A 24,883-nucleotide genomic window follows, 5' to 3' on the forward strand; every position below is an offset into this window, starting at 1 on the left:
ACAATAGCATCTATAACTGGATGGGATTACATTTTGTCAGCCCTAGCTACTGTTGCATGATTTTTGAAAATTGGTATCAGTTAGTCGCCAGTAAAGTAAGGTGCACATTTCGCACCATACATAGTAAGTTTGTAGTGAATTTTCAGGTTTTTTTTGAGAAAATTAACACGGGAAACATGATTAACCAATCAAATATTATTCGCGTTTTAATTGCCGACGATCATTATATTGTGCGGCAAGGTTTAGTGGCGCTGCTGGAGCAGGAATCAGATGTTAAAGTTGTGGCGCAAGCAAGCAACGGCGAAGAAGCTGTGACAATGTTCCGCCAACATCAGCCCGATGTAACGCTGATGGATTTGCGGATGCCGGTGATGGATGGAGTCGCCGCCATTGCTGCGATTTGTGCGGAGTTTCCCAGCGCGCGGATTGTGGTACTCACGACTTATGACGGCGATGAAAACATCTATCGCGGATTGCAAGCTGGTGCAAAGGGCTATCTGCTTAAGGATGCGGAACCAGAGGAGCTTTTAGCAGCAATTCGGGCGGTTTTTGAGGGTAAAAAGTATATTCCGCTGGCAGTGGGTGTTAAGTTAGCCGATCGCCTGAGTGGACCTGAATTGAGCGATCGCGAATTAGAAGTCATCCGCCTCCTAGCCGCTGGTAAAAGCAACAACGAGATTAGTGAAGTTTTGCCCATCAGGGAAAGCACCGTCAAGTTTCACGTCAACAATATGTTGAGCAAAATGGGAGTTAGCGATCGCACGCAAGCCGCGATTTCCGCATTCAAACGGGGGATTGTCAGCCTGTAGTTTAATGAGCAGTATTTTTTTACTGAGAAATATGACTATTATGACGGCAAATAACATAAATAAGACCTTAAGTTTTATGTAAAAACTTTTTACTAAGGCTAAGCTGGAACTCCTAGGACAAATTAGCCCTGCTCAAAAAAAATGCTTTATTCATTTTTGTCCAAATCTCAAGTCAAAATCCGCGTTTTAAAACAGTTAGCAGCCGCTGTTTCGGCGTCTTTAGCTCTTAGTGCAACAACCAGTTTGAAACCCTCGCCGGTATTAGCCACTAGCAATATCCCCCCCGCAAATCAAACCTCCACTCAGCTAGCCGCAAAACCTGATTCTAGTTTCCAGCTAGGGCAGTTGCGTACCACTGTTCCCGTGCAGACAATGCAGCTCGCTCCGGGCGGATTTATCCCGATCGCGATCGGCGGTATGATAATTATTCTGGTGCTGCCATTATTTTTTGGCGGATTGGTAGTAATTGGCGATCGCGAAGTCGGAATTGTCAGTAAAAAGTTTAGCTTCGGCGGCAAGTCTTTACCGCCGGGAGATTTAATTGCCTTAAACGGAGAAGCTGGATATCAAGCTGATACTTTGCCCCCCGGTTGGCACTGGGGTTATTGGCCTTTGCAGTACAACGTTCGCAAAGAGTCTCTAACTGTAGTTCCCCAAGGTGAAATTGGTTTAATTATTGCAGCAGGCGGCGAGTCCAATCCACCACAGCGCATTCTCGGCAAAATCACAGAATGCGACAATTTTCAAGATGCGCGCAAATTCCTCAAAGGAGGTGGCGAAAAAGGTCGGCAACTCGGCATCTTGACGGGCGGTAGCTATCGGATTAATACGGCATTATTTACGGTAATTACAGCAGCTAATGCCCCCAAACACGGGATGACAGCGGAACAGTTGAAACTCTACAAAATTGCTCCAGATAAAGTGGGCGTCGTGACAACGTATGACGGCGTTCCGATCCAAGATGGCGAAATTGCAGGCCCGATTATTCCGAATCACGACAACTTCCAAAACGCGCAGAAATTTATCACTGCCGGCGGGCGGCGCGGTTTGCAGGAACAGGTTTTGCTTTCCGGTTCGTGGAACTTAAATCCTTGGTTTGTCGGAGTTGACCAAGTACCGATGACCGAAATCCCGATCGGCTATGTCGGCGCGGTTATTTCCTATGTCGGCAAAACCTCGGAAGATGTGAGCGGTGCTGCTTTCACTCACGGAAATTTAGTAAATGTGGGCAACAAAGGGGTGTGGGTGACTCCTCTTTATCCGGGGAAACATCCGCTGAATACTCGCATTTTGAAAGTAGAGTTAGTGCCGACGACAAACATTGTATTGAATTGGTCAAGTAAAACGGAACGACACAGTTACGATTCTCAACTTTCATCTTTGACGGTGCGTTCTCGCGACGGTTTTGCCTTTGATTTAGAAGTAGCTCAGATTATTCACGTCGGCGCTTTGGATGCTCCGAAAGTGATTTCTCGCGTCGGTTCAATGCAGAACTTAGTTGACCATGTTTTGCAGCCGACAATTGGCAATTATTTCCGCAATTCTGCTCAAGCTTATTCTGTATTAGATTTTCTGTCGGCCAGGAGCGATCGGCAAGCAGAAGCAGCGGAGTATATCAAAGCAGCTTTGCGTACCTACGACGTGCAAGCAATTGATACTTTAATCGGGGATATTTTGCCACCGGCAGAGTTGATGCAAACTCAAACCGATCGCAAAATTGCTGAGGAACAGTGCAAGACTTATGAGGTGCAGCAAATAGCACAAACTCAGCGGCAACAATTGGTGCGGGAAACCGCGCTGGCTGAGATTCAACAAGAGATGGTGAAATCCGAACAAGGCGTGAAGATTTCTGAGTTGAAAGCGAATTCTCAGGTTAAACAAGCTCAAGGCGAAGCTGAGTCGATTCGGGTGAAGGGAAATGCTCAAGCTGAAGCTTATCGCGCGGGTGTTGTGGCTTTGGGAGGTTCCGGTTATACGGCTTTGCAGTTAATGCAAATTATAGGCGATCGCAATGTGCGAGTTGTGCCAGATGTTGCGGTAACAGGCAACGGTAGCGGTGGTGGTTTGGTTGATGGTTTGCTGGGAATGATGCTGTGGAATCAAACGAGCAAAAATGGAGAAAATGGCGGGGAGTTACCGTTAGTTAACCTACAGAAATCGGAATCTGCGACAAAGTTACCAGTAGCAAAGGTGAATTCTGTTAAGCCGCCTGAATCTCGCACTAATTCCCCTGTTGCGAATGCTGAGGCTGATATTGATTCGCGGTTTGATGAATTGCCGTTTGACGATCGATCTTTTAGTTAGGCTGTGCAGTTTGTAGTGAGAACGATCGTCCTCTATGAAAGCTTTTAGTCAATAAGGACTAAATTCCTTACTACAAACAATTTTAGGCAGCATTACCAACAACTTGATGGAGTGGAAAGAAAACAGCCGGCGAGACACTGAAAAACTCTGCAAGTTTTTGTATGTGTTCTGTTGTAAGTTGACGCTTTTCATGGAGGATATCTGAGACAATAGACTCAGTTTTAAAAATAGGAACTAGGTCTTTTTGTCTCAGGTCAAATTCTTCGATTAAAGCTTTTAACAGTTCTATCCCATAAATGTCAGGTATGGGTTCTAAAGTTTGCTCGTATTCATAAACCAGAGTTCCAAGTACGTTTAGATAGTCGCGTTCGTCTGAAGTCAGTTGGCCTTTGTCCAACAGAGAATCGATCGCTTTTTGAGTTGCCATTAATTCCTCCTCAGCCGTTATAGGTCGGGGAGGAAATGTTTTGAGTAGTTCGATATAAGCGCTAGAGTTGTTCATGTGAGTATCCTATATTAAGAAAGGACAGGAATTACGCAGCTCCTCAATATATGTATGGTGTGAGTGTAGGGGCAATTCCCCGTGGTTGCCCCTATCCCTAGGATTATTTGGTAAGTTTTAAAAGGAGAAAATTATCATTCATACCACGGGTCTTTTTTCCATTTATCTTCGTCATATTCTTCATGAGTAAGTACAGAGCGAATAAAAATTTTTTTAGGTCGATATTCATAATCTATGAACGTAATCAGTCTGTAATTATTACCTCTGATGTTAAAAACAGTAAAGTTGCCAACTCTATCGGCTGAGGAAAAAACTGCTTTCACTTCAGCTAAATTTGACCACTCTGCTGTTGTTGCTAGTTTGTACCAATACCGCAGGCTTGTTTCGGCATCAGGATACTTTTCCCAGAATTTCCTGAGTGCTGATTGAGAAATAACGTGCATATATTTCCTCGATAACAAATAAATTTACTCATATAATCTATAAGACTCCCTATAAAATTGTCTTTATATTATCTTAGCAAATTGCGAAGTAGTTTGTCAACTGCGAATTTGTCTTACCGATCGCAGTACAATCGATCCATATTGCATCTGAGGAATCTCCCATGTCAGAACCGTTTTCTACTGAGATTAGCGATCGCATCTGCACTCACATGAACGAAGACCACGCTAGTGCTGTCGTGCTATATGCTCAAGCATTTGGCGACCAACCGCAGGCAACGGAAGCTCAAATGCTCGCTATTGATGCCAACGGCATGGATTTAACCGCTAAAGTCAATGACGAAAAAGTGCCGATCAGAGTAAATTTCGAGCGCACTTTAAAAGACGCCGAAGATGCTCACCACACTCTCATTGAAATGGTGAAACAAGCTCGAAAAGTTGCTAAGTAGTCAATTGCGTACTATGCTGTTATAATTTTAACGTTTGCAGTACGGAATTTAGTCAGGTTAAATAGTTGTTAAGGACTAATCTCCTTACTACAAACCTTTAGTTGGGTTAAATCATTTTAAAGACTAAAATCCTGACTGCGAACAAAATTTTTAATAAAATTGAATTTCCCTCTACAATATCCACTAAAATGACAGAAAATTACCAAAACTCCCAAGCATTAGATGTCGTTAAGGGGAGTAAAAATAACCATTTCGAGGCACTGGTAAAACGACTAGATTTGATGATTCGCGCCCGCTATTCGCTGCTGTACATTGTCGGCGCGGAGGAGGAACCGGTCGAAGCCGTAATTGCCCAAGTAGCGCTGCAAGTAACTCCCGCGCGCCGGGTATTGCGGTGGGATCTTGTGCGCGGTTGGGAGGATAACGGTTCTGGGAAAGGTTCGGTAATGGCGGCGCTCGATCGCGTCAGCAAAACTGCTGTAGAAGAATATACCATATTTGTCCTGCGGGATTTGCACCCAGTTTTGAAATATCCATACAGCGAAAAAAATGCGGCGGTAGTGCGAGAATTGCGGAATTTAACGCGGGAATTGAAGCGCAGCAAAAAAACTATAGTTCTTACTTCTCACACGCTGGAATTGCCGGAGGAATTGAAAGAAGAAGTCACAGTAATTGATTTTCCTTTGCCTAACGTCCAAGAAATCGACAGTTTAATTTCCCACGTTGTGGAAAAGCCGGAACAGTTACAAGTTAGCGGTTTAGCAAGGGAACAGTTGGTTAAAGCTTGTCAGGGTTTGAGTCGCGCTAGAATCGGGCGGGTTTTGGCTAAAGCTTTGGCCGCCAAACAGCAAATTAACGAGTCAGATATTGACGGAGTTTTGGAGGAAAAACAGCAAGCAATTCGCCAAACGGGAATTTTGGAGTTTTTTAACTCCAGAGAATCCCTAAAAAGTGTGGGCGGCTTGGAGAATTTGAAACAGTGGGTAAAGATGCGGCAAGATGCTTTTACTGACGAAGCGCGTCGCTACGGCATACCGAATCCGAAAGGAGTTTTGTTAGTAGGAATTCAAGGCACAGGCAAATCTTTATCTGCGAAAACAATAGCCTCAGAATGGCGTTTGCCACTGTTGCGATTGGATACTGGGAGATTGTTTGGCGGCGTGGTCGGGGAAAGCGAAAGTCGCGTCAGGCAAATGATACAATTAGCAGAGGCGATCGCACCTTGCGTTTTGTGGATCGATGAAATAGATAAAGCCTTCGGCAACATTATCAGCGGTGGCGACGGCGATTCGGGAACTTCGCGGCGGGTATTCGGCAGTTTGATCACTTGGATGCAGGAAAAAACCAGTCCGGTGTTTATTGTCGCAACTGCAAATAACGTCAGGATTTTGCCGGCCGAGTTGCTGAGAAAAGGCAGGTTTGATGAAATTTTCTTTTTGAATTTGCCCTCAGAATCGGAACGGCAAGATATCTTTAAAGTGCATTTGCAGCGTTTGCGGCCGACTAGATTGCGGGAGTTTGATTTGGGAGTTTTGGCGAAACGCGCTGAGAATTTTAGCGGTGCAGAAATCGAGCAAGTTGTAATTGATGGATTGTATCGGGCCTTTGGAACGTTTGTAAACGGACAGCGCCGGGATTTGATGACCGAGGATATTTTGAGGTCGATCGAGGATACTGTACCTTTAGCTGCCATCGCGCGATCGCAAATTGAAGATTTGAAGCGCTGGGCGGCGGAAGCGGGCGCGAGAACAGCTTCTAACGATACTCACTTAATTGATGAATTGAAACGCTACAGCCAGCGGCGAAGGGATGCGATCGACAATTGACCAAGTTTAACATCTGTTTGTAGTGAGGACTTTAGTTTTTAGCCCTGATTCACCAAAACTCACCCCCTCTCTCACGCGCAACTACAAACCCAACCTAAAAATATCAGCAAAAATAGCATTTTCCCCAACCATTCTCCCCGCACTCGGCGAATCGTAAACCACTAACAGCGAATTCTTATCCGCCAAATATGGAAACAGCGACAACCCCTCAGCATTGTCCGTACCAACCTTAAAAGGCAAATCAAACAATACCTCCAAATCTCCCCCATCTTGTCCAGTAATACTGTCGCCCGATCGCCCTAAAATCCCCTTTAACCGAAAAACCCTCATCGCCCCAGATAAAGTCATCGTCGGCCCGGCTAACACAATCAAATCTTCCCCATTCCAGCACAATTCTCGCACGCCCAAACCGTTCAAATCAACAAAATGTTTCTTGTACAATTGGCCTTCTGCCCCAATAGCCTTTAGCTTTAAAACTCCCTGTTTCGACTCTTGCACTTCTATTTCTAAAATTATCGCCCAACCCCGCAGTACAGGCCCCCGTAAACCAATAAAAATCCGATTTCCGCGCACCGCCAACCCTTCAATATCAAAACCATTTTCTTTACTCGGAATCGGCACAGATAAAAATAGACCGAGATGGCTGTCATCTTTCAGCGCGTCTGTCAGCAAATTCCCTGTTTTAGTCGCCTGAAGGTATCCGGCTTTCAGTTGGTTTTGGGGATTTTCAGGATGGGCAATTGACTTGCACAAAGTCCCGTTTTTCACAGGAATTCGTGCCAGCAAGTAACGGTTGACCTCTGTCTCTATTTTTGCTAAATTTTGAATATCTTTATTCGGGTCTTTGCCTTTAGCTTTCTTGCGTTTGGTGCTGTGAGAAGCCACAAACCAAAGATAATCGCTGTTGAAATCAATTCCTTCGATATCGATTTCGCATTTTCCAGGTAGATCGAGAAAATCTGCGATCGCAAATCTTTGATGTTCTCCAAAAACATGAGACCCGACAGGCGACAAACGCTCGATGGAAGTCGTTTCATCGGAACCTACCCACAAATTGCCATCGGGAGTTAAAGCAACAGCGGATAAGTCTGTAATAATATCAGCGGCTTCGCTGTTGAATTGCAGCAGCAGCCGGCCGAGCAAAAAAGATTCGGGCATAATTATTAGCACCAAAAGTATTGTTAGGGTGAGTCATTATAGCTAAATCTGCTTGAAACTCATAGGTGGCACCATTCTCAATCATGCTTTTATGGGCGGGCTAGAAGCCCAACCCCTACTCCCCAAAATAAAGAAAATTCATCGGTTGTGGAACAGGCCGGAAAGCCTGTTCATGACAGAGGTGCTCTGGGCGTGAGTTAAAAGCGATTGCAAACTAAAACAGAAAACTAAAACAAATATCCTCCTCAAGCCTCATAGCGACAACTTTCGTTTTGAGATAAGGATTTTTAACCGCTAGCGGGCCAAAGCGCAGTTGGCGGTGATTATTCCGCAAACCGAACCTCCACAGACGGATAACACCCTAATTGAAGCATTACCATCGCCGTTACGTTTCGTTACGATAAGGAGACAGAGAGAAAAACCTCTCATTCGTAAAATCAGAGGTAGCCATTATGAACGGTACATTTCGCGTCGGCAACCTGTTTGGGATTCCCTTCTTTGTCAACGCATCTTGGTTCCTAGTCCTGGGTTTAGTAACCTGGCAATACGGCGGTGCATTAGCTGGCCTGTTTCCCACATTGGGCCCCGTAGCGCCCTGGATGCTGGGATTATTCACAGCGTTACTGTTATTTGCTTCCGTCTTAGCCCACGAATTAGGACACAGTTGGGTAGCCATTAAACAGGGAATTGGCGTGAAATCGATTTCGCTGTTTCTGTTTGGCGGGCTGGCTAATTTGGAAAGAGAATCGAAAACGCCAGCCGAAGCATTTTGGGTAGCCATTGCAGGCCCGTTGGTTAGCCTATTTTTGTCGGGTTTGTTAACAGTTATCGGCGTCGGTGCAGCCCTTACAGGTCCCGCAGCAGCCATCGTCGGACTTTTAGCTTCCATCAACTTAGCTTTAGCCTTATTTAACTTAATTCCCGGTTTGCCCCTCGACGGCGGCAACATCCTCAAAGCAATCGTCTGGAAAATTACTGGCAACCCTTACAAAGGTGTAATTTTTGCTAGCCGCGTTGGTCAAATAATTGGTTGGATTGCCATTGCTACAGGCATATTCGGCAATATTTGGAATCTAGTAATCGGTTGGTTCTTACTGCAAAATGCCGGTCAATCTGCCCAATATGCCACAGTCCAAAATCAACTGGCAGGCCTGACAGCCGCAGATGCTGTGACCCCCGAAAGCCCGATCGTCTCCCAAGACTTGTCCCTCAGAGAATTTGCCAATAACTACGTGATCGGTAGCACTCAAACCTGGCGCAGATTCCTGGCAACAGATGATGCCGGACAATTGGTAGGGGCGATCGACCTTGATGACCTCAAAACCATTCCTACCGGAACTTGGCCCCAAGTTTTAGTCAAAGAACTCCTGAAGCCGATCGAATTTTCCACAACAGTCAAACCAGAATTATCCCTCCTCGAAGTCGTCACCCTTCTGGAACAACTAAAAGTACAAGAACTCCCCGTCATTCGCGAAAACGGTGTCCTCGTCGGACTTGTAGAAAAAGCTGAAATTGCCCGCCTGTTGCAAAGACGAGCTGAAGCGAATCCTGCTTAATATCCTCAGATCCTCAGATACTTGACAAATAACAGTTAACCCCCTCGATTTCTCCTTATTAAAAGGGCGATCGGGGGGCTTAACTGTTTTAGCTGCACAAAAGTCCAGTCAAACACTAAATTATTAGCTGCAAATCAAGGATCGTAACTATAATAGTTTATCGATCATCTGAGCGAGGACGCTATGCCATCTCAGCACTTTTCCTCCCAATCCGAAACCACAGAGTCAAAAGTTCTGCCTGCTCTCACAAACAATATATTACCCCAGGCGATCGCGCCTCAACCAACAGCTCAATTAAACAATTCTGAGCTGACTGTTTCAGCATCTCAAGATATTATTTACAATTTTTTTATATATCATATCAAAAACTCGAAAGCCGAAGTAGTTTTGCAGCACTTTAAAAAAATATTTATCTACCTGACTCCTCCCGCCCACCCCAAATTAATTCAAGCTTTACACACAATAAGTGAATTTGACAGTCAACTAGAATTTAACAACTTATTTAAACGCTGCTGTTACATCTTATTAAATAACTGGATCACTCAGAGGCAATACCAATTTGCTCGCGACTTAATTAAAATTCTTAGCGAGAGAACCTTTAGCGAGCCCCACCCGGACAATTCTCTCAAAATACTGAGAGGGTGGCTGACAAATTTTCTCAGCAGCAAAGACTATGAAGACCTCAAGTTATTTGTATTAAAGTACGCGGATTACCAGTCGCTACAAAATCACTGGACTTCTCGGTATCAGCCTTATTTGCTAGCCGCTCAATATCTAGATGCTAACAACGCCCCCGAAGAACGCCAAACTGCCAGACTATTGTCGCAACAGCTCAAAGAAAAGTACAAGTTTGACCTAGCAATGTATACCTCTCGCTCTCAGTCTGCCACATCCCAATTAAAAAATTATCATAATCCCACACTTTTAGGAGATGAAGCCCTGCGTTTAATCAAACTAATTTTAGTCAATCGAGGAGCCTTCAGCTATCGCAGCTTAGCCAATATTTTTCTGAGTCAGAGTCAAAATATTACCTACAAGCAGTTTAAGGAATCTCTGGTTAAGTATTTATTTGATTACCAAGGTAATTTTTTGTCTACTGATATTTGCCAAGCCCAAATAATTAATATTTTAGAAATTTTTCATCCAGAAAATGACGGAGAAATTTTGAAGAGCGGCCTGCATCTCAGAACTTGCAATTATCTAATCAAATGTTTGACTGTGGAAAATTCTGGGGAACCAACAGCCTTATTTCTACTGTTCGCCACTCAACTAAATCCTTTAACACTAGCAATTCTAATTCTCAAAATTATTTTGATTTCACCGCATTCCCGAACCTACGTAGAACTTTGTTGCGCTCGATTAATTCAATACTATCAAGATAACTCGGATACTGAATGTCAGTGGCTGATTAAGTTTTTAGAAGTAACCCAAATTGCTCTAACTATTTATGGAGAAAATGTTCAATATAATTTAGTGAATATGTCCGAAAAGCATGAAGAAGAACAGTTGTTTATTGACCTCAATAACTGTCGTGTTTTTTCTCAACACAAACAGCTCAGAAAAGATAAAGATTAGTCATGATTCATCAATCATTAGTCATTAGGTGCGGCTTGGGAACCCGACAGCAAGTTTATAGGGTAAGCTGTACTGCATTTAAATTGTAGGTTGAGGGCGGGCTTTAGGGTCCAACCCCTACTCCCCACAAGAGTGAAAGTTTCTTTTACCCTGCAATTTAAATGCGGATTAGTTTATCCAAACTTCTCCGGGAAGAGTGTGCGCTAATTTATATAAGTTTGATCGGCTTGTGGTAGCTCTTGGGCGCTAGCATCGGGCATTTATCCCCTACCCAATATTTGCTCTCCCGCCACATTAATGAAAATAAATGCGCCGCCCGGAATTATCGCGGATACTCCAACCAGTAAATTTTATATCAGTTGGGCAAATTTTTCTTCACTTTCTGCCAAAGCTGGAAAAAACTTTTTTCAGTTGAGGTGCCATCTCGTTGAAGACTGCGCTAATTCGCCGACTCGATCGAGCCTACTGACAGCAAAAGCGCGATCGAACTTTCTGGCGGCGATATCTTTAGCGGCTTCGTTGAGTCGCAGCAGCGGCAGTGTTACCCACCTAGCTGTCATCACTCCGGCAATTGTCGATAGCAGCAGCCCCACCACACAAAGTAAAATTCTAGGGCGGGTATTTTTGTTAATTTCCGCCATGAAATGGGATTCGGAAACTGCGATCGCAATCAGCCACTTTCAACCGTAAACATCAGAAAACGGCACCACTTCCACAAAATATTCCTGCCCGTATCGGCTAAATTTCAGTTGCTGCCGCTGCTTAATGTCGCCAAAGCCCCCGAAGCGATCGTACAAATACTCGGCTGCGGTGCGAATGACAGGAGTTTGGCTCTCTCAAACATTCAGTTGATTGTGCTTGCTGCTTTCCTCGCATCTTTCTAAAGGGTGATTCTTGACTTGAACTGGCAACCAGCAAGCCCGATCGTTCGATCGCGAAAATTTGTCCCGTTTTGCTAAGCTTGATGCGAGCGAGATATTGCTGAAGCTCCGAGAGCGAAAAGTCTACGGCACTAACTCCCAGCAATTTACCATTTCGATCGCCAATCGGTTGGCTGGCAGCAATAAAAACAGTCCCAGGAGTAAAAGCCGGATAAATACTCGTCCAAATCGCTTTGTTTGTTCGCTGCGACAGCTTCTTTGTACTAAGGGCGCAGGCGGGCATCGTAGGTTGCCGGTTCTGCCTTTAATTTAGCGGTGCGAGTACCTAGGCTGTCTGTAGCTTAGTATATGTTGTGAGAGTTGGTAGACTTCGAGGCTGCGACAATTGGCAAGCTGTTGTCGATGTGGTTGCGCCAACTGCCGAGATATTCTCCTGATTTTCCTGTAGCGAAGGATATCCACTGAATGCTTTGAAAAGATCGCATTTGCTACCAAAGGAACTTTTCTCCCCGAGGCTGGGGCCTTTCTAACTGTAAGTTTAATTCACTGCGGTCGATCGCTTCAGCGTTAAGTTGATTTACCCACTGGGTATGTTCGAGAAAAGAAATCAGCTTTTCTTCAACTCTCTTCCCTGTCTCCGCGATCAATTTCTCGGCGAGCTCTTCGACTGCTTTGTCTCCGTTGCGAAAGGACAGATACCCGACAATCCCGACTGCTGCGACGATTTACAGCACAAAAGAGGCCACTAGAAGGCGACGCAGGGGGATTTTTGTTTGGTGTTGAGAAGTTTTACTCGCGAATCGGGCCAACGGCATAGGCTGATGACTAATTGCTCCCTAACACTTTAACTGTTCCAGCCTGTAATTTCACTTACGGGCGATCGAGGCGTTTCCTTGCCTTCAAAACCCCTCCCACACAGACACATAAAATTTTAGATTTTAGATTTTAGATTTTAGGTTAAATAATTCGGAATGAATGATCAAGCTCGTGCTTTCGAGCTTCGCTACAGTTGCATTCTTTTTTTCAACGGGTATGACGCACTGTTAGCTGAGAATACCTCTGCCATTTTCTGGCTGTGGTGGGTTTCCTACCTCAACCAAACCTAATTCTTCCTTAAAACCTCTTCGGTTCATCAATTACATCCGTTAAATCCCGTACACAATTGGCTGCATAACTTCTCTTCAACAGCTACGCGGAAAATCCCCCGCTTGTCCAAACGGATATAGCGAGGGGCGAGAATAGGTATTCTCGGAAAATATAAAGTGGTGGCACTGGCTTTTGTCGAGCCATTGCCATCTATAGAAGCCATACTTTTTTAGGCTCACAGAAAGATTTCAGAGCCAACTCTCTGCTTGCAGTCAATGCTTGAAGTCAAACCAACCAGTTCAAGCAAGAAGTCAAAGCAAGTCGTAAAAGCCTAGGATTCTTCTTCTTCTTCTCGATCAATTTGGCGCAGGTGAATGTGCTTGCGTCCCAGAGAGATTTCAAATTCATCTCCCGGCTGGAGTTCCATCTGTTTGGTGTAGGCCGCTCCAATCAGTAAGTTGCCGTTAGATTGAACGCTAATCCGATAGCTGGCAGAGCGTCCGCCGCGTCCATTGCCGTTTTGCTTCCCGTCTAGCTGAATGCCTTCTGCATCAATCAGCGCATTCAGGAATTTCATCATGTTGACCCGTTCTACGCCGTTCTTGGTAACGGTGTAGTAGCCACAGGCTCTAGCTTTTTCTTCCTTGGTAAGGTTCTCTAGGTCTTTGACCTTTTTGATCAGATCTTCGCCTTCAAGGGGTTCGATATTTTTCTTTTTAGCCATTTACTGAGTCCTGAAATATTCAACTGGTGTACGGATTTTTTCTCGGTTGGTTTTTGGTTAGACCAAGAAACTTTAGCTTTATAGCTGGTCGTAAAACTATATTACACCGATCGGCTCAATTGTTAACCACTATTATCTAAATATTTTTAACAACCTGCTGTCTTTCTTAAGGAGTAGCGGCAGCCGGTGCGAGCAATCTCTAAACTCGGTAGCATAAGCTATCAGCTATCAGCTAGCTGAATATTTGCCCCACTCTTAAAATCCCATGAAGTTAACGACACGCGGACACTACAGTGTCAAAGCATTACTGGATCTAAGTTTGCAACCTCGCTTTGGCCCGACATCGGTGAAATCGATAGCGAAGCGACAGGAGTTACCGGCTCCGTATCTAGAAAAATTGCTGATTGAAATGCGACGAGCCGGTTTAGTCCAATCTGTTCGGGGTTCCCAAGGAGGATATCAATTAGCCCGCCAGCCAGCTCAAATCTCTTTAGGACAAATCTTAGAGGCTGTAGGTGAAACTATTGAACCTTTACCTCGACATTTTCCCGACGCGACGCAAGCAGAGGACTGGGTAACATTCAGTTTGTGGAACCGATTGCACAAAAAACTTGCCGAAGCGCTGTACAGTATTTCCCTCGAAGACTTATACTATGATGTCCGCAGTTGGCAAGCGGCTCTTGGGGAAGAAACTAGCTTTATCATTTAAATGGTAAGTTCATTCATTCGATCGCCAGCAATCACACATGGACGCAACACTTGTTACCTACTTTGGCGGCTGTCACTGCGGAGCTGTCCGCTTCCGTGTCGCCGTTGACAAACACGAAGCATCTGATTGCAACTGCTCTATCTGTAAAAAGAAAGGATTTTTGCACCTCATTGTGCCGCCGGAACGTTTTACCTTGCTCAGTGGCGAAGATGTTTTGACCACCTATACATTTAATACAGGAACTGCTCAACATACTTTCTGCCGAATTTGTGGCATTCACTCGTTCTATCGCCCCCGATCGCATCCCGATCATTTCGATGTCAACGTCCGCTGTCTTGACTCAGATGCCATCGAACACTTTCAGATCCTACCCTTTGACGGTGTTAATTGGGAGCAGAATGTACACTTGCTTCGCGACTAAAGTAATCTCAGCATTTATAGCAACCACGCCTGATGATGAGGTTTTGAACTGTTCAAACCCTTGCCTTTATTGCTTCTTCCTTCTTCCTTCTACTATAAAATCGCCCCTCAAACAATCCAAGTCCGCAAGGGTAGCAGGAGTTAAAATCTGCTCTCTGCGACGATCGCTCCTGCTCTGACAATAAAGGAAGATGGTTCGGGCCCCTGGATTCATCCGTGGAGCGACAAAAAAGCTCCTCGCTCCCCATCGCAAGTCGCCGGATTGATCGGTGGGGTCGCTTTCTTCAATTCTTTAATCTAAAATCTAAAATCTAAAATCGATTGACGGACTATCAAGTTTGACACAATATATAATGATGCCGGATGAATTTCCTGTTTTGATTTTAGCTGCGGTGTTGGATTATTCGATCGGCGATCCTTGGGGTTGGCCGCATCCAGTGCAGGCGATGGGTTGGGCGATCGACCGCTATACTCGACTTGTCTTTAATATATGGAATAATCCCGCAGGCAAAATGCCTGAAGCAGCGGATCGTCCCGCTGGAGCTCGGCCCCAACTGCTGCTACGATGTGCTGGTACAATACTAGCGATCGGGCTGATTCTAGGCAGTTATACTGTCAGTTGGTCGATCGTCCAAGCTGCTAGTTGGGTGCATCCTCTATTAGGTATTGCCCTAGACACCATTTTGCTGGCAAGCTGTTTTGCAGGTCGCAGTTTGAGGGCGGCTGCGGAGGATGTGCTAGCACCTTTAAATGTTGGAGATTTAGTCAAGGCGCGAGAACGGTTGAGCCTTTACGTCGGCCGGGATACCGAAAACTTATCCGAGCCAGAAATTCTGCGAGCATTGTTAGAAACTGTAACAGAGAATGCAGTCGATGGTGTGACAGCACCGCTATTTTATGCGTTAGTTGGGTTCGGTCTGCCGCATCTATTATTAAGTTTTACCGATCGCCCGATCGATCCTAACTCGATGTGGGCAAGTGCGATCGTCCCCTTGGCGATCGCTTACAAAGCAGCCAGCACATTAGATTCTACGATCGGCTACAAAGAAGCGCCATACACAGATTTAGGATGGTTTAGCGCCAAACTAGAAGACGTGCTGACGTGGATTCCTTGCCGGCTAACAGTGATTACTTTAGCCGTTATATCTGGCAAACCGATTTACATTTGGCAGATTTGTCAGAGAGATGCTGTTAAAGATGCCAGTCCCAATTCCGGTTGGAGCGAGTGCGTTTACGCCGCCATCTTGGGAGTGCAACTAGGAGGTACTAATTCCTATCGCGGAGTTCTCAAACACAAACCGCTGTTAGGGGAGCCGATTCACCCGATCACAGCGCCGCTAATTTGCCAAGCATTGCAATTAACTCGGTATTGCTTTCTGATTTGGTTGGGACTATCATTGCTTGTTTATAGCTTATTATGTTTGAGCCGGTAACTGCTGACTGCACCCGACCACAGATACAAGCTCTCAACAGGACTCTGGGAGAGCAAAAAAACTTTTGACGTTAGTAGTTCCCACCCCCAGATTCATCTATCAAGTCAATCTAAAATTTCAAAGCTCAAATTCCAAATCGTTCCACTCCCAGATTCATAGACGAGCAATTGCACAAATTTTTGATTGATACATAAACCGCAGATAATGGCAGATAAACACAGAGAAACGCAGATAATTTGCGATGGAGAGCGAATGAATGCAAGATGTCTCATTTGTCAAGTCAGTCTAAAATCTAAAATCTAAAATCTAAAATCTAAAATTGTTCGATCCGCCAACCGCCAACAATTAGCTCGCAGCAAACAATGACTAAAATTATCCAAATTTTATCCCCTGATGAAGTGAGGCGCAGTCTCACCCGCGTCGCTTCCCAGATTGTCGAAAAATCAGGGAATCCCTCGGAGTTAGTGCTGTTGGGCATTCATAGTAGAGGAGTGCCTTTAGCTCAAATTTTGGCAGATCAAATTGAAGTCCTCGAACAAGTCAAAGTACCCGTGGGCGCTTTGGATATTACCTTTTACCGAGATGACTTGGATCGAGTTGCGATGCGGACACCGGCTAAAACAGAAATTCCTTTCGATTTGACGGGCAAAACCGTGGTGTTGGTAGATGATGTTATCTATAAAGGCAGAACGAGTCGAGCGGCTTTGAATGCGGTAAACGATTATGGGCGGCCGGAGAAAATTTGGTTGGCGGTATTAGTCGATCGTGGTCACCGAGAAGTACCGATTCAGCCGGATTTTACAGGTAAAAAGTTGCCGACTGCAAAGGAAGAACAAGTTAAGGTTTACGTTCAAGAGCTCGACGGGCGGGACGGAGTGGAGTTAATTAAGGGTTGATACGATTTGAGATGGGGCAAAACAGACCAAAAGCATCCAGGATACAAGCCCCCGAATTTATCGGTGGGGTGAATGCTTCAATCTAAAATCTAAAATCTAAAATCTAAAATCGATTGACTGTTCGACTAAATTAGTATATTTGGGGCGCGCTAGGAGCAACGCCCTACAAAAAGATTGAGAGTCTGGGACGCACGGGTGGCAATCCACCGGGTTGTTTGGCAGCAATACTTCGTTGCCGCCAGCAGAAACGGTAAAAAAAGCCGCTTTATCATCAAAGTCGCAGCGGGCAGAAACCGGATTTTTAGTGTCGTTACCGATTTTTGGCAAAATAAACCAGGTTTCTACAAGAATATTGGCTTGAGCAACCAAGTATCTACGAAGAAACGCGGTTTTTCGCGCGCGGAGCGTCCTAAGTTATTAAAAATCGGCAGTGCAGGAGTTGAACCTGCCTGGGGCGAATTATGAGTTCGCTGCCTAAACCGCTCGGCCAACTGCCGTTAAATCGATTTGTTCGACCTAACTGAAAATGAAGTATAACATAATTTCCCAGTCCGTGCTAGAACTAGAGAACAAAAATCAAAATCTTTAGATCTGCTGAGTTCCGATCGCCTGTTAGCCAATGTGCTGGAGCCGATCGACCGGACAAAGCAGTTTCTACGACTCGGCATAAACTTATAGGCAATGGCAGTGAATTCGACAGTAGTGCTGACTCTAATTCTGCTCGCTCTGATGTTTGGAGCAGGCGTGACGAGTTCTGTTTGGGGATTTACTATAGGTCGCGAAGCCTTGAAAGGAACGACTCAACCCGACGTTCGCCCCAGCAACAATGCTGGCAGCGGCAAGCCTGGAACGACGGCTAGCAAAGACCAAGTGAGCATTTTGAAAGAAAAAGACATTCTCACAACCGTCAAAGCACGGGTAGAAGGTCGCGATCCAGAAAAAACAACGGCCGGGGCAAATACTAAAACAGAGAAGGCCAGCTCTAAACCAGCCGCGGCCAAAAAACCGGCTGCACAAAATGCCAGCGCCAAGTTTCCCCTGAACAGTCGCGACGGGGGAATAACCCTGGAAGTGAGCGCGGCCAGTCAGCGCAACAATTCCATGCTGCTAGACGTGAGCATGAAAAATGAAGGCTCCCAAGCTGTGAGGTTTCTCTACAGTTTCTTGAACGTCACTGACGATCGTGGCCGGGCCCTGAGCGCGACTGCCGAGGATTTGCCGTCGGAACTCCCCCCCAACGGGCAGGTGTTTTACGGTACGGTGAGTATTCCCACAGCTTTGCTGGAAAATGCTAAGGAAGTTTCGCTGACGCTGACAGATTATCCAGGTCAAAAACTTCAGTTGCAAATATCTGGCATTCCAGTGGCGAAGTAAAATAAAAGAAGACCAAACGTGCAGACGGATTCTCAGGTTTGATCGAGAAAGTTTTTTTAGGGAGCATTGTGTCACTTTTAGGGGCGAGAGTGCAGGAGATATCTGATTTACCCGCGATGAGTTTGACAGAGGTGCTGTCGCGGTTGCTGTCAGTGCTGTTGCTGATTGCGATTAATGCTTTTTTTGTGGCGGCTGAGTTTTCGATGGTGACGGTACGCCGATCGCGCATCAATCAGTTAGTGGAAGCTGGCGACGTTGCAGCTTTAACGGTGCAATCTTTGCAGCAAAGTATTGAGCGATTGCTCTCGACAATGCAGTTAGGAATCACTCTTTCTAGTTTAGCTCTCGGCTGGATTGGGGAAAGTACGATCGCCGTGCTAGTCCGAATGTCGATCGGCTATTTGCCACTGCCAATTTACATCAAGTCGGCGATCGCCCATTCTTTTAGCATACCAATAGTAACTTTTTTGTTGCTAGCTTACCTGCAAATCGTACTGGGCGAACTCTTTCCCAAATCTGTAGCGTTACTGTATTCCGAACAGCTAGCCAGAACTTTAGGGCCTCCGAGTTTATTGATTTCCCGTTTGTTCAAGCCCTTTGTGTCGTTTCTCAATCAATCTACTCGATCGCTCTTGCGGTTTGCGGGCATCGAATACGATCTAAGGCACCGGCCGGTTACTCCCGAAGAACTGCAATTAATTATAGCTACTTCCAGCGAATCCAGCGGCTTGGAAGCAGAAAAGCGAGAATTGCTCAACAACGTGTTTGAATTTGGCGAAGTTTGGGTAGAAGAAGTAATGGTGCCGAGGCCTAGCATTGTCGCACTTCCCAAGACGGCAACCTTTCAAACTTTGCTCGACGAAATGGCGATTTCTAACCACTCCCTTTATCCCGTGACGGGAGATTCTTTAGACGATATTCTCGGCATTATTGGCTTCAAACAACTTGCGAAACCTCTAGCTGAAGGTTTGCTATCTCCCGACACGCCAATTTTAAATTGGATGGGTTCGGTGAGGTTTGTGCCGGAGATGATGCTGCTGGGGGAACTGCTGCCTTTGATGCAGAGTTCGTCGGAAGAAATTGCGATCGTAGTTGATGAATTTGGCGGCATTTCCGGGTTAGTTACACTGCGGGATTTGATTGCGGAAATTATCGGCCGCAGCTACGAGTCGCCCGACAGTAAAGAAATTGCTTTGCAAGTATTGGACGATCGCACTTATTTAGTGCAAGCGCAGTTAAATTTAGATGATGTGAATCAAATATTGAATTTGGATCTGCCAGTAACCGATGAATACCAAACTATTGGGGGTTTTTTAAGTTATCAGTTGCAAAGAATGCCGGCCGTTGGGGAAGTTTGGCGCGGAGAAAATGTGGAACTTACGGTTGTTTCTGGAGCCGGGCCGCGGTTGGATCAACTTCAAATTCATTTGTTGTCAGGAGCTGCGGGCGATCGAGCTTTGAGTGCAGTTGCAGCAGCGGATGAGGAAGTTGGGGCAAAAGGGCGAAAGAATAGCGGGTTGAGTAGTGTGGGAAATTTTTCTCATTAAGATTTTGATGAAAAGGGCGAGCAAAATAGCGCAACTTTTTATACCTAATCTGAGTTAGTAACCCCGTTTATTCTGTAGTCTCTTAGAGAGGGACGATAGTTTATGGAGGAGTGCTTTCAACCGCCGAGTCGGAATACTGTTTAAGCATAAGACACCGGATCTTTTAATCCCAATTCCTCAAAAGCCGCCAGCCGCAACCGACAAGAATCGCAAACACCGCACGCAGTTTCGCCGCCTGCATAGCAAGACCAAGTTTGCTCCCAAGGTACTCCCAACTTGTTGCCCAATTGAATAATTTCGGTTTTTTTAAGTTCAATTAAAGGTGTTACAATATTAATAGCTTCTCCTTCTCTTCCCTGCTTGGTTCCTAACCGAAATACTTCCTGCATGGCTTGGATGTAATCGAGGCGACAGTCGGGATAGCCGGAATAATCTAAAGCGTTGACACCGATGTAAATTCGCTGAGCTTCTAGAGTTTCTGCGTAGGCGAGGGCAAAGCTGAGAAAGATTGTATTTCTAGCTGGAACGTAGGTAATGGGGATGTTTTGAGACATTTCTGCAAGATTGCGGTCGATCGGCAATTCCATCTCATCATCCGTCAAAGCCGAACCGCCCCAAAGCGTCAAGTCAAAGTTTACCACCTGATGCGCCTTAACATCCGCCGAAAGTGCGATCGCCCTTGCTGATTTCAACTCCCGCCGGTGTCTTTGCTTGTAGTCAAAGGAAATAGCGTAACACTCGCAGCCGTCGGCTTTGGCTTGATACAAAACAGTTGAGGAATCCAGCCCTCCTGATAATAAAATAACTGCTTTCACTTAAAATATCCTCACTCAAATCAGTTTTATCTTTATATCAAATCTCTTGTCAATTGACAAGAGATCAATTATCAATTGTGGGTGAAAGAGATTTTTTTTGAACGAACCGCGAAGACGCGAAGGACGCGTTCGGCGAAGCCGTTCCCGAACGGTAGGAAGAGAACAGAAGAGAAAGAGTTCACAGTTGATGTGAGGATTGCTATAAGTTTAAGTTGCTAACAAGTCGTCTAGTTCTCGGTAATCGGGCAAAGTTGTATCAATTTTAATGCCCTGTCGCAAAACTGTGCGATCGCCCTGGGATCTAGATAACAATTCGCTGAAATTCCGCGCCTTAAACAAAATCAAATCAGCAGGTAAACCAACGGCAATTTTTCCTAATTTTGGCAATCCCATTAAAGCGGCTGGAGTCTTTGTAACTGCACAGGGCCAGTCTCCATAATGCCTATCTAAATGAGCGATGCGGACTGCCATATTAAAAACTTCCAAAACATCATGGTCGCCAAATCCGTAAAACGGATCGCGACAATTGTCGCTAGCAACTGCAACGGGAATTCCTGCTGCTTTGAGTTCGTGCAGCAGCGTGACTCCCCGCCAGCGCGGTGTACGCCCAGATTGTCTGTCTTGTAGGTAAAGGTTGCACATCGGCAAGCTGACAATGCCAATATTTGCTTGCTTGACTAATTCCAGAGTTTCTGTTACTAACTCGGGAGGTTGTACGGCTAAACTACAGCAGTGTCCGCAGATAATTTGACCTGCAAAATTATGACGGATGGCGGTTTTTGCTACTTCTCGCAGTGTTGTTGATTTTGGATCGTCGTTTTCGTCGGTGTGGAAGTCGAGGTTTAAATTTCGTTCTTTGGCTAAGGCAAAAACTCGATCGAGTTGTTTGTCTAAGTCGGGGTTGATATAGGCGACGCCGCCGAGAAGGCCACCAATTTGGGCAATGCGATCGGCTAATTTTTCGCCGGCAGGTGTCAGGTAATAGTCGAGGGAAACCAAGGAAGCTGCTTGTAAGATCAGCCGATCGCCCCATTCGGCTTGCAGCGCTTCAAATACTGCTAAACTAACGGTTCCCTGTTCCCCTGCGCTGTCAATGTGAGTGCGGATAGCCTTGGTTCCGTGGGCGTAGCTGCACTTGAGGCCAAACTCCATTCGCCGGTAAACATCCTCTGCATTCCAGTTTTTTTGAGCATCAGCGCCTACCGCTTCGATCGCGCTTGCAAAAGTGCCATCGGGATTGGGCGATCGTTCCCAAATGTGGCCTTTGTCTAAATGGGTGTGCATATCCACAAAACAAGGCCAGATTAAGCCTCCCTGCAAATCTACAACTGAGATATCTCCAGAGGAGGATACAGGTTTTGTACCTGCTGGGATAATTTTGGCGATCGCCCCTGCTGCAATTTCCAAATCCACCAAACAAAAATTGTTCTCAGTCCCCGTTGTCGCCACAGTAGAAGCTGAGGGCGCGATCGATTTCATCTCTAGAAGAGATGCGGGTACGCGACCATCTTTGAGCAAATAATTAGATGTACTTGGCAACATTAATTTTGTGAGTTAGTATGTATTTTCTTGATAATTCAGCGCTACCAGTTGTAACTATAGCAACCCTTGCAGGAATTGTGAAAATCTCTCTTTTCCTCTTTCTCTCTTTTCTAGATTCTCTACGCCCTCTGCGCCCTCTGCGGTTAGTTAAACAAATATCATGCAGAAAGAAAATACAAATGCTAGAGAAACTTGGATTAAATAGGTAGCTTTGCTGTTGGTACTCCCGCCCTAATCACTGAAGCATTTATGCAAAATTTTTATATTTTCAGGACAGCGCGAAAGTCAGCGTCACGAGTATGGCTATGCCGGATACTTCCAGAGCCTGAATCCTTTTGCTATCATAAATCACTGCTTCAAATTGCAATTTCACTTTCAACTAACAGCAGCATCCATAGCAAGAGCCAAAAACAACTGTGTCAAAACCCAAGCATATAGTTTTAACATCCCATCCCGACAGATCCGGCACAAAACCTCATCCCATTTACTGGGGAGAAATCGATCCGCTGAAACGGGGGCCTGTGATTGGTAGCCTCACCAAATCGTCTCACCGGAATGCGATCGGCACTCATTCGGGTTCCTACTCTGTTTATCGCGCGCTAGCAGTTGCTTCCGGCGCACTCCAAGCAGATCACCGCCCGGATTTTACCAACACCTCTCCGGCCGCACACATCGGGCCGCACGCGAGTTGGGGCGATCCTAATTTAATTGTTTCTCTCGATCCGTTTGGAGGATTAGTCAGCGAAATTTATACTTCATTGTTCCACCAGGGATACGATATTCGACCCACAATTGCTGTCACTAAAGCTCATATTAATATGCCGGAATTACAAGATGCAATCGCTAAGGGGCGAGTGCAAATTGATGGCAAAATAGTCAAACCCAGTGGCAATTTAGCAGTAACTAAAATTGCGATCGATCCGGTGTGGTATTTGCCAGGAATTGCTCGGCGGATCGGGGCCCAAGAAAGCGTTCTTCGCCGTGTCCTGTTCGAGCAAACAGGCGGAATGTTCTCGGACTTAGTGACGCGGCCGGACTTGCACGTTTTCTTGCCGCCAATTGGCGGAACTACGGTTTATATTATTGGCGATGTCGCGAATATTTCTGACCCGGATAAGCAGTTGGCGGTACGGGTACACGATGAATGCAACGGTTCAGATGTCTTCAGTTCCGATATCTGCACTTGTCGCCCTTATTTGGTACACGGGATTGAAATTTGCATCCAAACGGCACAATCAGGCGGTTCTGGGGTAATAGTTTACTTCCGCAAGGAAGGGAGAGCTTTGGGGGAAGTGACTAAGTTTTTGGTGTACAATGCCAGAAAACGGCAGGAAGGCGGCGATCGCGCTGATGCCTATTTTACGCGCACTGAATGCGTTGCGGGAGTTCAAGATATGCGGTTTCAAGAACTAATGCCAGACGTGCTGCACTGGTTGGGGATCTCTCGAATAGACAGTTTAGTTTCGATGAGCGATATGAAATACAATGCGATTATCAATTCTGGGATTCAGGTGGTCGATCGCATCCCCATTCCTGAAGATTGGATTCCCGCAGACGCACAAGTCGAAATTGTCGCCAAAAAAGCTGCCGGCTACTACACGCCCGACCCTGTGCCAGATGCTACAATTCTTGCAGAAGCGATCGGACGCGATTTAGGAGATTAAGAGGGCAAAGACGCGACCGATGGGACGCGAACAATCGCGTCTTTGCTAAATAAAATTTATTGCTGGTTTTTGATCAGTCAGGGTAGGTTATGGCTAATTTGCGTTCTAGTGTGATCGTAAAAACAGATATTTGCGGATATACCGCCAGAGTCAAAAAATTATCTCAGTCGGACTTGAGTAGTTTGTTAAACGAGCATAAAAATTTTGTTTCAGATATTAGCGCCAGAAATGAAGGCAGCGTGATTAAAGGGGAAGGTGATTCATTTTGGATAATTTTTCCCAGCGTCACAGCAGCGGCGGTAGCAGCCATAGAAATGCAGCAAGAATTGAGAGCGCAACAATCTAGCAAGGCGAACGACGAACGATTGGCTATCCGCGTGTCGATTACATTAGGAGATGTCTTGCATCAAGATAAAGATATCTTTGGCGATACGGTGAATTTAACAGCGCGCATAGAATCAGTAACTCCGCCGGATGAAATATATTTGTCCCAAGCAGCATGGTTGGCGCTCAACAAAGCCGAAGTGCAAACATCTTTTGTCAACGAGTTTTCTTTGAAAGGGATGAGCGAACCTGAAAAAGTCTACAAAGTTGACCAAAGTTACAAAACGCGAATCATAAAAAATCAAGCAATAATTAAAGCGGATTTGAGAGGTTTTATTGCTTATCAAGAGTCTAATTCTATCAAAGACGTTGAATATTTGCTCACCAACTTTGATACTTTTGAAAAAACAATTTGCGAAGAATACGGTGGCACAATTCGGAGTATTGTTGGGGATTCGCATTTGTTGACTTTCCCGGAAGCTCACTCAGCCTTAGCAGCAATGGAAAGTTTGTGCGAGAATTGGAAACTTTTTATTGACGCCAATCAAATACCTTGCGGCTTGTCGGTGGGAGTTGCTAAGGGAAATTTATATATATTTAGGTCTTGCACTTACGGAAAAGATATTAACATAGCCGACAGACTGGAAGATTTAAGTAAAATAGTATCTCCCAGGACCGAAAAAAACTCGGTGATAGTTTCCGATCAAATAAAACGCGAAGTCAGCGGCTCGAAGTGGGAATATAAGCTGATCAAACTAGATAAAAATGTGATTTTAGATAATCTTTTAGATTACAGTCAGTTTGACTTTTTTCAAGAAAACGATGTTTACCGTTGTTTGGTGGTATAAA

General features: G+C 45.3%; 26 protein-coding genes and 1 tRNA gene. 15 read left to right on the plus strand and 12 right to left on the minus strand.

Annotation, left to right across the window (positions count from 1 at the left end):
* Both QT996_RS20335 and QT996_RS20340 read left to right on the plus strand, forming a co-directional pair.
* Window positions 1–809: response regulator (locus QT996_RS20335; protein WP_445304583.1), on the plus strand; the 809-nt coding region annotated here is incomplete at its 5' end.
* 141 nt (window positions 810–950) lie between these two features.
* Window positions 951–3,113, plus strand: coding sequence for a flotillin family protein (locus QT996_RS20340; RefSeq protein WP_333048565.1), 2,163 nt, complete (start codon window positions 951–953; stop codon window positions 3,111–3,113).
* 82 nt (window positions 3,114–3,195) lie between these two features.
* On the opposite strand, the gene QT996_RS20345 is transcribed toward QT996_RS20340, so the two are convergent.
* Together QT996_RS20345 and QT996_RS20350 are read right to left on the minus strand one after the other, a co-directional pair.
* On the minus strand, window positions 3,196–3,615 hold the full coding sequence (locus QT996_RS20345; protein WP_333048566.1) for a transcriptional regulator: 420 nt from the start codon (window positions 3,613–3,615) through the stop codon (window positions 3,196–3,198).
* Between the two features lie 134 nt (window positions 3,616–3,749).
* Window positions 3,750–4,058: a type II toxin-antitoxin system HigB family toxin gene (locus tag QT996_RS20350; protein ID WP_333048567.1), complete on the minus strand. Its 309-nt coding sequence runs from the start codon at window positions 4,056–4,058 to the stop codon at window positions 3,750–3,752.
* Window positions 4,059–4,219: 161 nt separating this feature from the next.
* On the opposite strand from QT996_RS20350, the gene QT996_RS20355 reads away from it, so the two are divergent.
* Together QT996_RS20355 and QT996_RS20360 are read left to right on the plus strand one after the other, a co-directional pair.
* Entirely contained in the window at window positions 4,220–4,504 is a 285-nt protein-coding gene (locus QT996_RS20355; RefSeq protein ID WP_333048568.1) for a DUF2470 domain-containing protein, read from the plus strand.
* Window positions 4,505–4,692: 188 nt separating this feature from the next.
* Window positions 4,693–6,330: an AAA family ATPase gene (locus tag QT996_RS20360; RefSeq protein ID WP_333048569.1), complete on the plus strand. Its 1,638-nt coding sequence runs from the start codon at window positions 4,693–4,695 to the stop codon at window positions 6,328–6,330.
* 81 nt (window positions 6,331–6,411) lie between these two features.
* On the opposite strand, the gene QT996_RS20365 is transcribed toward QT996_RS20360, so the two are convergent.
* Window positions 6,412–7,488 (minus strand): DUF3616 domain-containing protein, encoded by a 1,077-nt coding sequence (locus tag QT996_RS20365; RefSeq protein ID WP_333048570.1) that lies wholly within the window; start codon window positions 7,486–7,488, stop codon window positions 6,412–6,414.
* A 452-nt stretch (window positions 7,489–7,940) separates the two neighbouring features.
* On the opposite strand from QT996_RS20365, the gene QT996_RS20370 reads away from it, so the two are divergent.
* Both QT996_RS20370 and QT996_RS20375 read left to right on the plus strand, forming a co-directional pair.
* Window positions 7,941–9,044: a site-2 protease family protein gene (locus QT996_RS20370; protein WP_333048571.1), complete on the plus strand. Its 1,104-nt coding sequence runs from the start codon at window positions 7,941–7,943 to the stop codon at window positions 9,042–9,044.
* A 183-nt stretch (window positions 9,045–9,227) separates the two neighbouring features.
* Complete coding sequence (locus QT996_RS20375) at window positions 9,228–10,619, plus strand: hypothetical protein (RefSeq protein ID WP_333048572.1); 1,392 nt, start codon at window positions 9,228–9,230, stop codon at window positions 10,617–10,619.
* A gap of 407 nt (window positions 10,620–11,026) precedes the next feature.
* Here QT996_RS20375 and QT996_RS20380 read toward each other — a convergent pair whose 3' ends face one another.
* The 3 genes from QT996_RS20380 to QT996_RS20390 all read right to left on the minus strand — a co-directional run bounded on the left by QT996_RS20380 (window position 11,027) and on the right by QT996_RS20390 (window position 11,985).
* Window positions 11,027–11,260, minus strand: a complete 234-nt coding sequence (locus tag QT996_RS20380; protein WP_333048573.1) for a hypothetical protein — start codon at window positions 11,258–11,260, stop codon at window positions 11,027–11,029.
* Between the two features lie 121 nt (window positions 11,261–11,381).
* A complete protein-coding gene (locus QT996_RS20385) occupies window positions 11,382–11,783 on the minus strand; it encodes a cache domain-containing protein (protein ID WP_333048574.1) in 402 nt (133 codons plus the stop codon).
* A 58-nt stretch (window positions 11,784–11,841) separates the two neighbouring features.
* On the minus strand, window positions 11,842–11,985 hold the full coding sequence (locus tag QT996_RS20390) for a hypothetical protein (RefSeq protein ID WP_333048575.1): 144 nt from the start codon (window positions 11,983–11,985) through the stop codon (window positions 11,842–11,844).
* Window positions 11,986–12,471: 486 nt separating this feature from the next.
* On the opposite strand from QT996_RS20390, the gene QT996_RS20395 reads away from it, so the two are divergent.
* Entirely contained in the window at window positions 12,472–12,606 is a 135-nt protein-coding gene (locus tag QT996_RS20395; RefSeq protein WP_333048576.1) for a hypothetical protein, read from the plus strand.
* Between the two features lie 26 nt (window positions 12,607–12,632).
* On the opposite strand, the gene QT996_RS20400 is transcribed toward QT996_RS20395, so the two are convergent.
* Window positions 12,633–12,809, minus strand: a complete 177-nt coding sequence (locus QT996_RS20400; RefSeq protein ID WP_333048577.1) for a hypothetical protein — start codon at window positions 12,807–12,809, stop codon at window positions 12,633–12,635.
* 108 nt (window positions 12,810–12,917) lie between these two features.
* Window positions 12,918–13,310: an AbrB family transcriptional regulator gene (locus QT996_RS20405; protein WP_006635344.1), complete on the minus strand. Its 393-nt coding sequence runs from the start codon at window positions 13,308–13,310 to the stop codon at window positions 12,918–12,920.
* Window positions 13,311–13,575: 265 nt separating this feature from the next.
* Here QT996_RS20405 and QT996_RS20410 point away from each other — a divergent pair, with 265 nt between their 5' ends.
* The 4 genes from QT996_RS20410 to pyrR all read left to right on the plus strand — a co-directional run bounded on the left by QT996_RS20410 (window position 13,576) and on the right by pyrR (window position 16,768).
* On the plus strand, window positions 13,576–14,019 hold the full coding sequence (locus QT996_RS20410; RefSeq protein ID WP_006635345.1) for an Rrf2 family transcriptional regulator: 444 nt from the start codon (window positions 13,576–13,578) through the stop codon (window positions 14,017–14,019).
* A 37-nt stretch (window positions 14,020–14,056) separates the two neighbouring features.
* On the plus strand, window positions 14,057–14,440 hold the full coding sequence (locus QT996_RS20415; protein ID WP_333048578.1) for a GFA family protein: 384 nt from the start codon (window positions 14,057–14,059) through the stop codon (window positions 14,438–14,440).
* Between the two features lie 352 nt (window positions 14,441–14,792).
* Window positions 14,793–15,872: an adenosylcobinamide-phosphate synthase CbiB gene (cbiB, locus tag QT996_RS20420; RefSeq protein WP_333048606.1), complete on the plus strand. Its 1,080-nt coding sequence runs from the start codon at window positions 14,793–14,795 to the stop codon at window positions 15,870–15,872.
* Between the two features lie 362 nt (window positions 15,873–16,234).
* Window positions 16,235–16,768, plus strand: a complete 534-nt coding sequence (pyrR, locus tag QT996_RS20425; RefSeq protein ID WP_333048579.1) for a bifunctional pyr operon transcriptional regulator/uracil phosphoribosyltransferase PyrR — start codon at window positions 16,235–16,237, stop codon at window positions 16,766–16,768.
* A 96-nt stretch (window positions 16,769–16,864) separates the two neighbouring features.
* On the opposite strand, the gene QT996_RS20430 is transcribed toward pyrR, so the two are convergent.
* Both QT996_RS20430 and QT996_RS20435 read right to left on the minus strand, forming a co-directional pair.
* On the minus strand, window positions 16,865–17,137 hold the full coding sequence (locus QT996_RS20430) for a hypothetical protein (protein WP_333048580.1): 273 nt from the start codon (window positions 17,135–17,137) through the stop codon (window positions 16,865–16,867).
* A gap of 55 nt (window positions 17,138–17,192) precedes the next feature.
* Window positions 17,193–17,265 (minus strand) — tRNA-Ile (locus QT996_RS20435).
* A 184-nt stretch (window positions 17,266–17,449) separates the two neighbouring features.
* Here QT996_RS20435 and QT996_RS20440 point away from each other — a divergent pair.
* Window positions 17,450–18,142, plus strand: a complete 693-nt coding sequence (locus QT996_RS20440; RefSeq protein ID WP_333048581.1) for a hypothetical protein — start codon at window positions 17,450–17,452, stop codon at window positions 18,140–18,142.
* Window positions 18,143–18,258: 116 nt separating this feature from the next.
* Window positions 18,259–19,689: a hemolysin family protein gene (locus QT996_RS20445; RefSeq protein ID WP_333048607.1), complete on the plus strand. Its 1,431-nt coding sequence runs from the start codon at window positions 18,259–18,261 to the stop codon at window positions 19,687–19,689.
* 140 nt (window positions 19,690–19,829) lie between these two features.
* Here QT996_RS20445 and queC read toward each other — a convergent pair whose 3' ends face one another.
* The gene (queC, locus tag QT996_RS20450) at window positions 19,830–20,504 is read right to left on the minus strand and encodes a 7-cyano-7-deazaguanine synthase QueC (protein WP_333048582.1); all 675 of its coding nucleotides are present in this window, start codon (window positions 20,502–20,504) and stop codon (window positions 19,830–19,832) included.
* Between the two features lie 207 nt (window positions 20,505–20,711).
* Window positions 20,712–22,046, minus strand: coding sequence for a cytosine deaminase (locus QT996_RS20455; protein ID WP_333048583.1), 1,335 nt, complete (start codon window positions 22,044–22,046; stop codon window positions 20,712–20,714).
* Between the two features lie 416 nt (window positions 22,047–22,462).
* Here QT996_RS20455 and QT996_RS20460 point away from each other — a divergent pair, with 416 nt between their 5' ends.
* Together QT996_RS20460 and QT996_RS20465 are read left to right on the plus strand one after the other, a co-directional pair.
* Window positions 22,463–23,710 carry a GTP cyclohydrolase II gene (locus QT996_RS20460; protein WP_333048584.1) on the plus strand — a complete coding sequence of 416 codons (1,248 nt, stop codon included), beginning with the start codon at window positions 22,463–22,465 and terminating at the stop codon, window positions 23,708–23,710.
* A gap of 89 nt (window positions 23,711–23,799) precedes the next feature.
* Window positions 23,800–24,882: an adenylate/guanylate cyclase domain-containing protein gene (locus QT996_RS20465; protein ID WP_333048585.1), complete on the plus strand. Its 1,083-nt coding sequence runs from the start codon at window positions 23,800–23,802 to the stop codon at window positions 24,880–24,882.
* Window position 24,883: the final 1 nt, after the last annotated feature.

It is taken from the genome of Microcoleus sp. S13C4 (assembly GCF_036700865.1).
GTDB lineage: Bacteria > Cyanobacteriota > Cyanobacteriia > Cyanobacteriales > Microcoleaceae > Microcoleus.

What these genes read in the sequence shown, in the direction of transcription:
- QT996_RS20375 (WP_333048572.1), top strand. Translation starts at nt 9,228, where the DNA reads ATGCCATCTCAGCACTTTTCCTCCCAATCCGAAACCACAGAGTCAAAA.
- QT996_RS20440 (WP_333048581.1), top strand. Translation starts at nt 17,450, where the DNA reads ATGGCAGTGAATTCGACAGTAGTGCTGACTCTAATTCTGCTCGCTCTG.
- QT996_RS20370 (WP_333048571.1), top strand. Translation starts at nt 7,941, where the DNA reads ATGAACGGTACATTTCGCGTCGGCAACCTGTTTGGGATTCCCTTCTTT.
- QT996_RS20345 (WP_333048566.1), bottom strand. Translation starts at nt 3,615, where the DNA reads ATGAACAACTCTAGCGCTTATATCGAACTACTCAAAACATTTCCTCCC.
- QT996_RS20465 (WP_333048585.1), top strand. Translation starts at nt 23,800, where the DNA reads ATGGCTAATTTGCGTTCTAGTGTGATCGTAAAAACAGATATTTGCGGA.
- QT996_RS20390 (WP_333048575.1), bottom strand. Translation starts at nt 11,985, where the DNA reads ATGCGATCTTTTCAAAGCATTCAGTGGATATCCTTCGCTACAGGAAAA.
- QT996_RS20410 (WP_006635345.1), top strand. Translation starts at nt 13,576, where the DNA reads ATGAAGTTAACGACACGCGGACACTACAGTGTCAAAGCATTACTGGAT.
- QT996_RS20405 (WP_006635344.1), bottom strand. Translation starts at nt 13,310, where the DNA reads ATGGCTAAAAAGAAAAATATCGAACCCCTTGAAGGCGAAGATCTGATC.
- QT996_RS20350 (WP_333048567.1), bottom strand. Translation starts at nt 4,058, where the DNA reads ATGCACGTTATTTCTCAATCAGCACTCAGGAAATTCTGGGAAAAGTAT.
- QT996_RS20340 (WP_333048565.1), top strand. Translation starts at nt 951, where the DNA reads ATGCTTTATTCATTTTTGTCCAAATCTCAAGTCAAAATCCGCGTTTTA.
- QT996_RS20395 (WP_333048576.1), top strand. Translation starts at nt 12,472, where the DNA reads ATGAATGATCAAGCTCGTGCTTTCGAGCTTCGCTACAGTTGCATTCTT.
- QT996_RS20400 (WP_333048577.1), bottom strand. Translation starts at nt 12,809, where the DNA reads ATGGCTTCTATAGATGGCAATGGCTCGACAAAAGCCAGTGCCACCACT.
- cbiB (WP_333048606.1), top strand. Translation starts at nt 14,793, where the DNA reads ATGATGCCGGATGAATTTCCTGTTTTGATTTTAGCTGCGGTGTTGGAT.
- QT996_RS20365 (WP_333048570.1), bottom strand. Translation starts at nt 7,488, where the DNA reads ATGCCCGAATCTTTTTTGCTCGGCCGGCTGCTGCTGCAATTCAACAGC.
- QT996_RS20360 (WP_333048569.1), top strand. Translation starts at nt 4,693, where the DNA reads ATGACAGAAAATTACCAAAACTCCCAAGCATTAGATGTCGTTAAGGGG.
- QT996_RS20455 (WP_333048583.1), bottom strand. Translation starts at nt 22,046, where the DNA reads ATGTTGCCAAGTACATCTAATTATTTGCTCAAAGATGGTCGCGTACCC.
- QT996_RS20380 (WP_333048573.1), bottom strand. Translation starts at nt 11,260, where the DNA reads ATGGCGGAAATTAACAAAAATACCCGCCCTAGAATTTTACTTTGTGTG.
- QT996_RS20385 (WP_333048574.1), bottom strand. Translation starts at nt 11,783, where the DNA reads ATGCCCGCCTGCGCCCTTAGTACAAAGAAGCTGTCGCAGCGAACAAAC.
- QT996_RS20445 (WP_333048607.1), top strand. Translation starts at nt 18,259, where the DNA reads ATGAGTTTGACAGAGGTGCTGTCGCGGTTGCTGTCAGTGCTGTTGCTG.
- QT996_RS20415 (WP_333048578.1), top strand. Translation starts at nt 14,057, where the DNA reads ATGGACGCAACACTTGTTACCTACTTTGGCGGCTGTCACTGCGGAGCT.
- QT996_RS20355 (WP_333048568.1), top strand. Translation starts at nt 4,220, where the DNA reads ATGTCAGAACCGTTTTCTACTGAGATTAGCGATCGCATCTGCACTCAC.
- pyrR (WP_333048579.1), top strand. Translation starts at nt 16,235, where the DNA reads ATGACTAAAATTATCCAAATTTTATCCCCTGATGAAGTGAGGCGCAGT.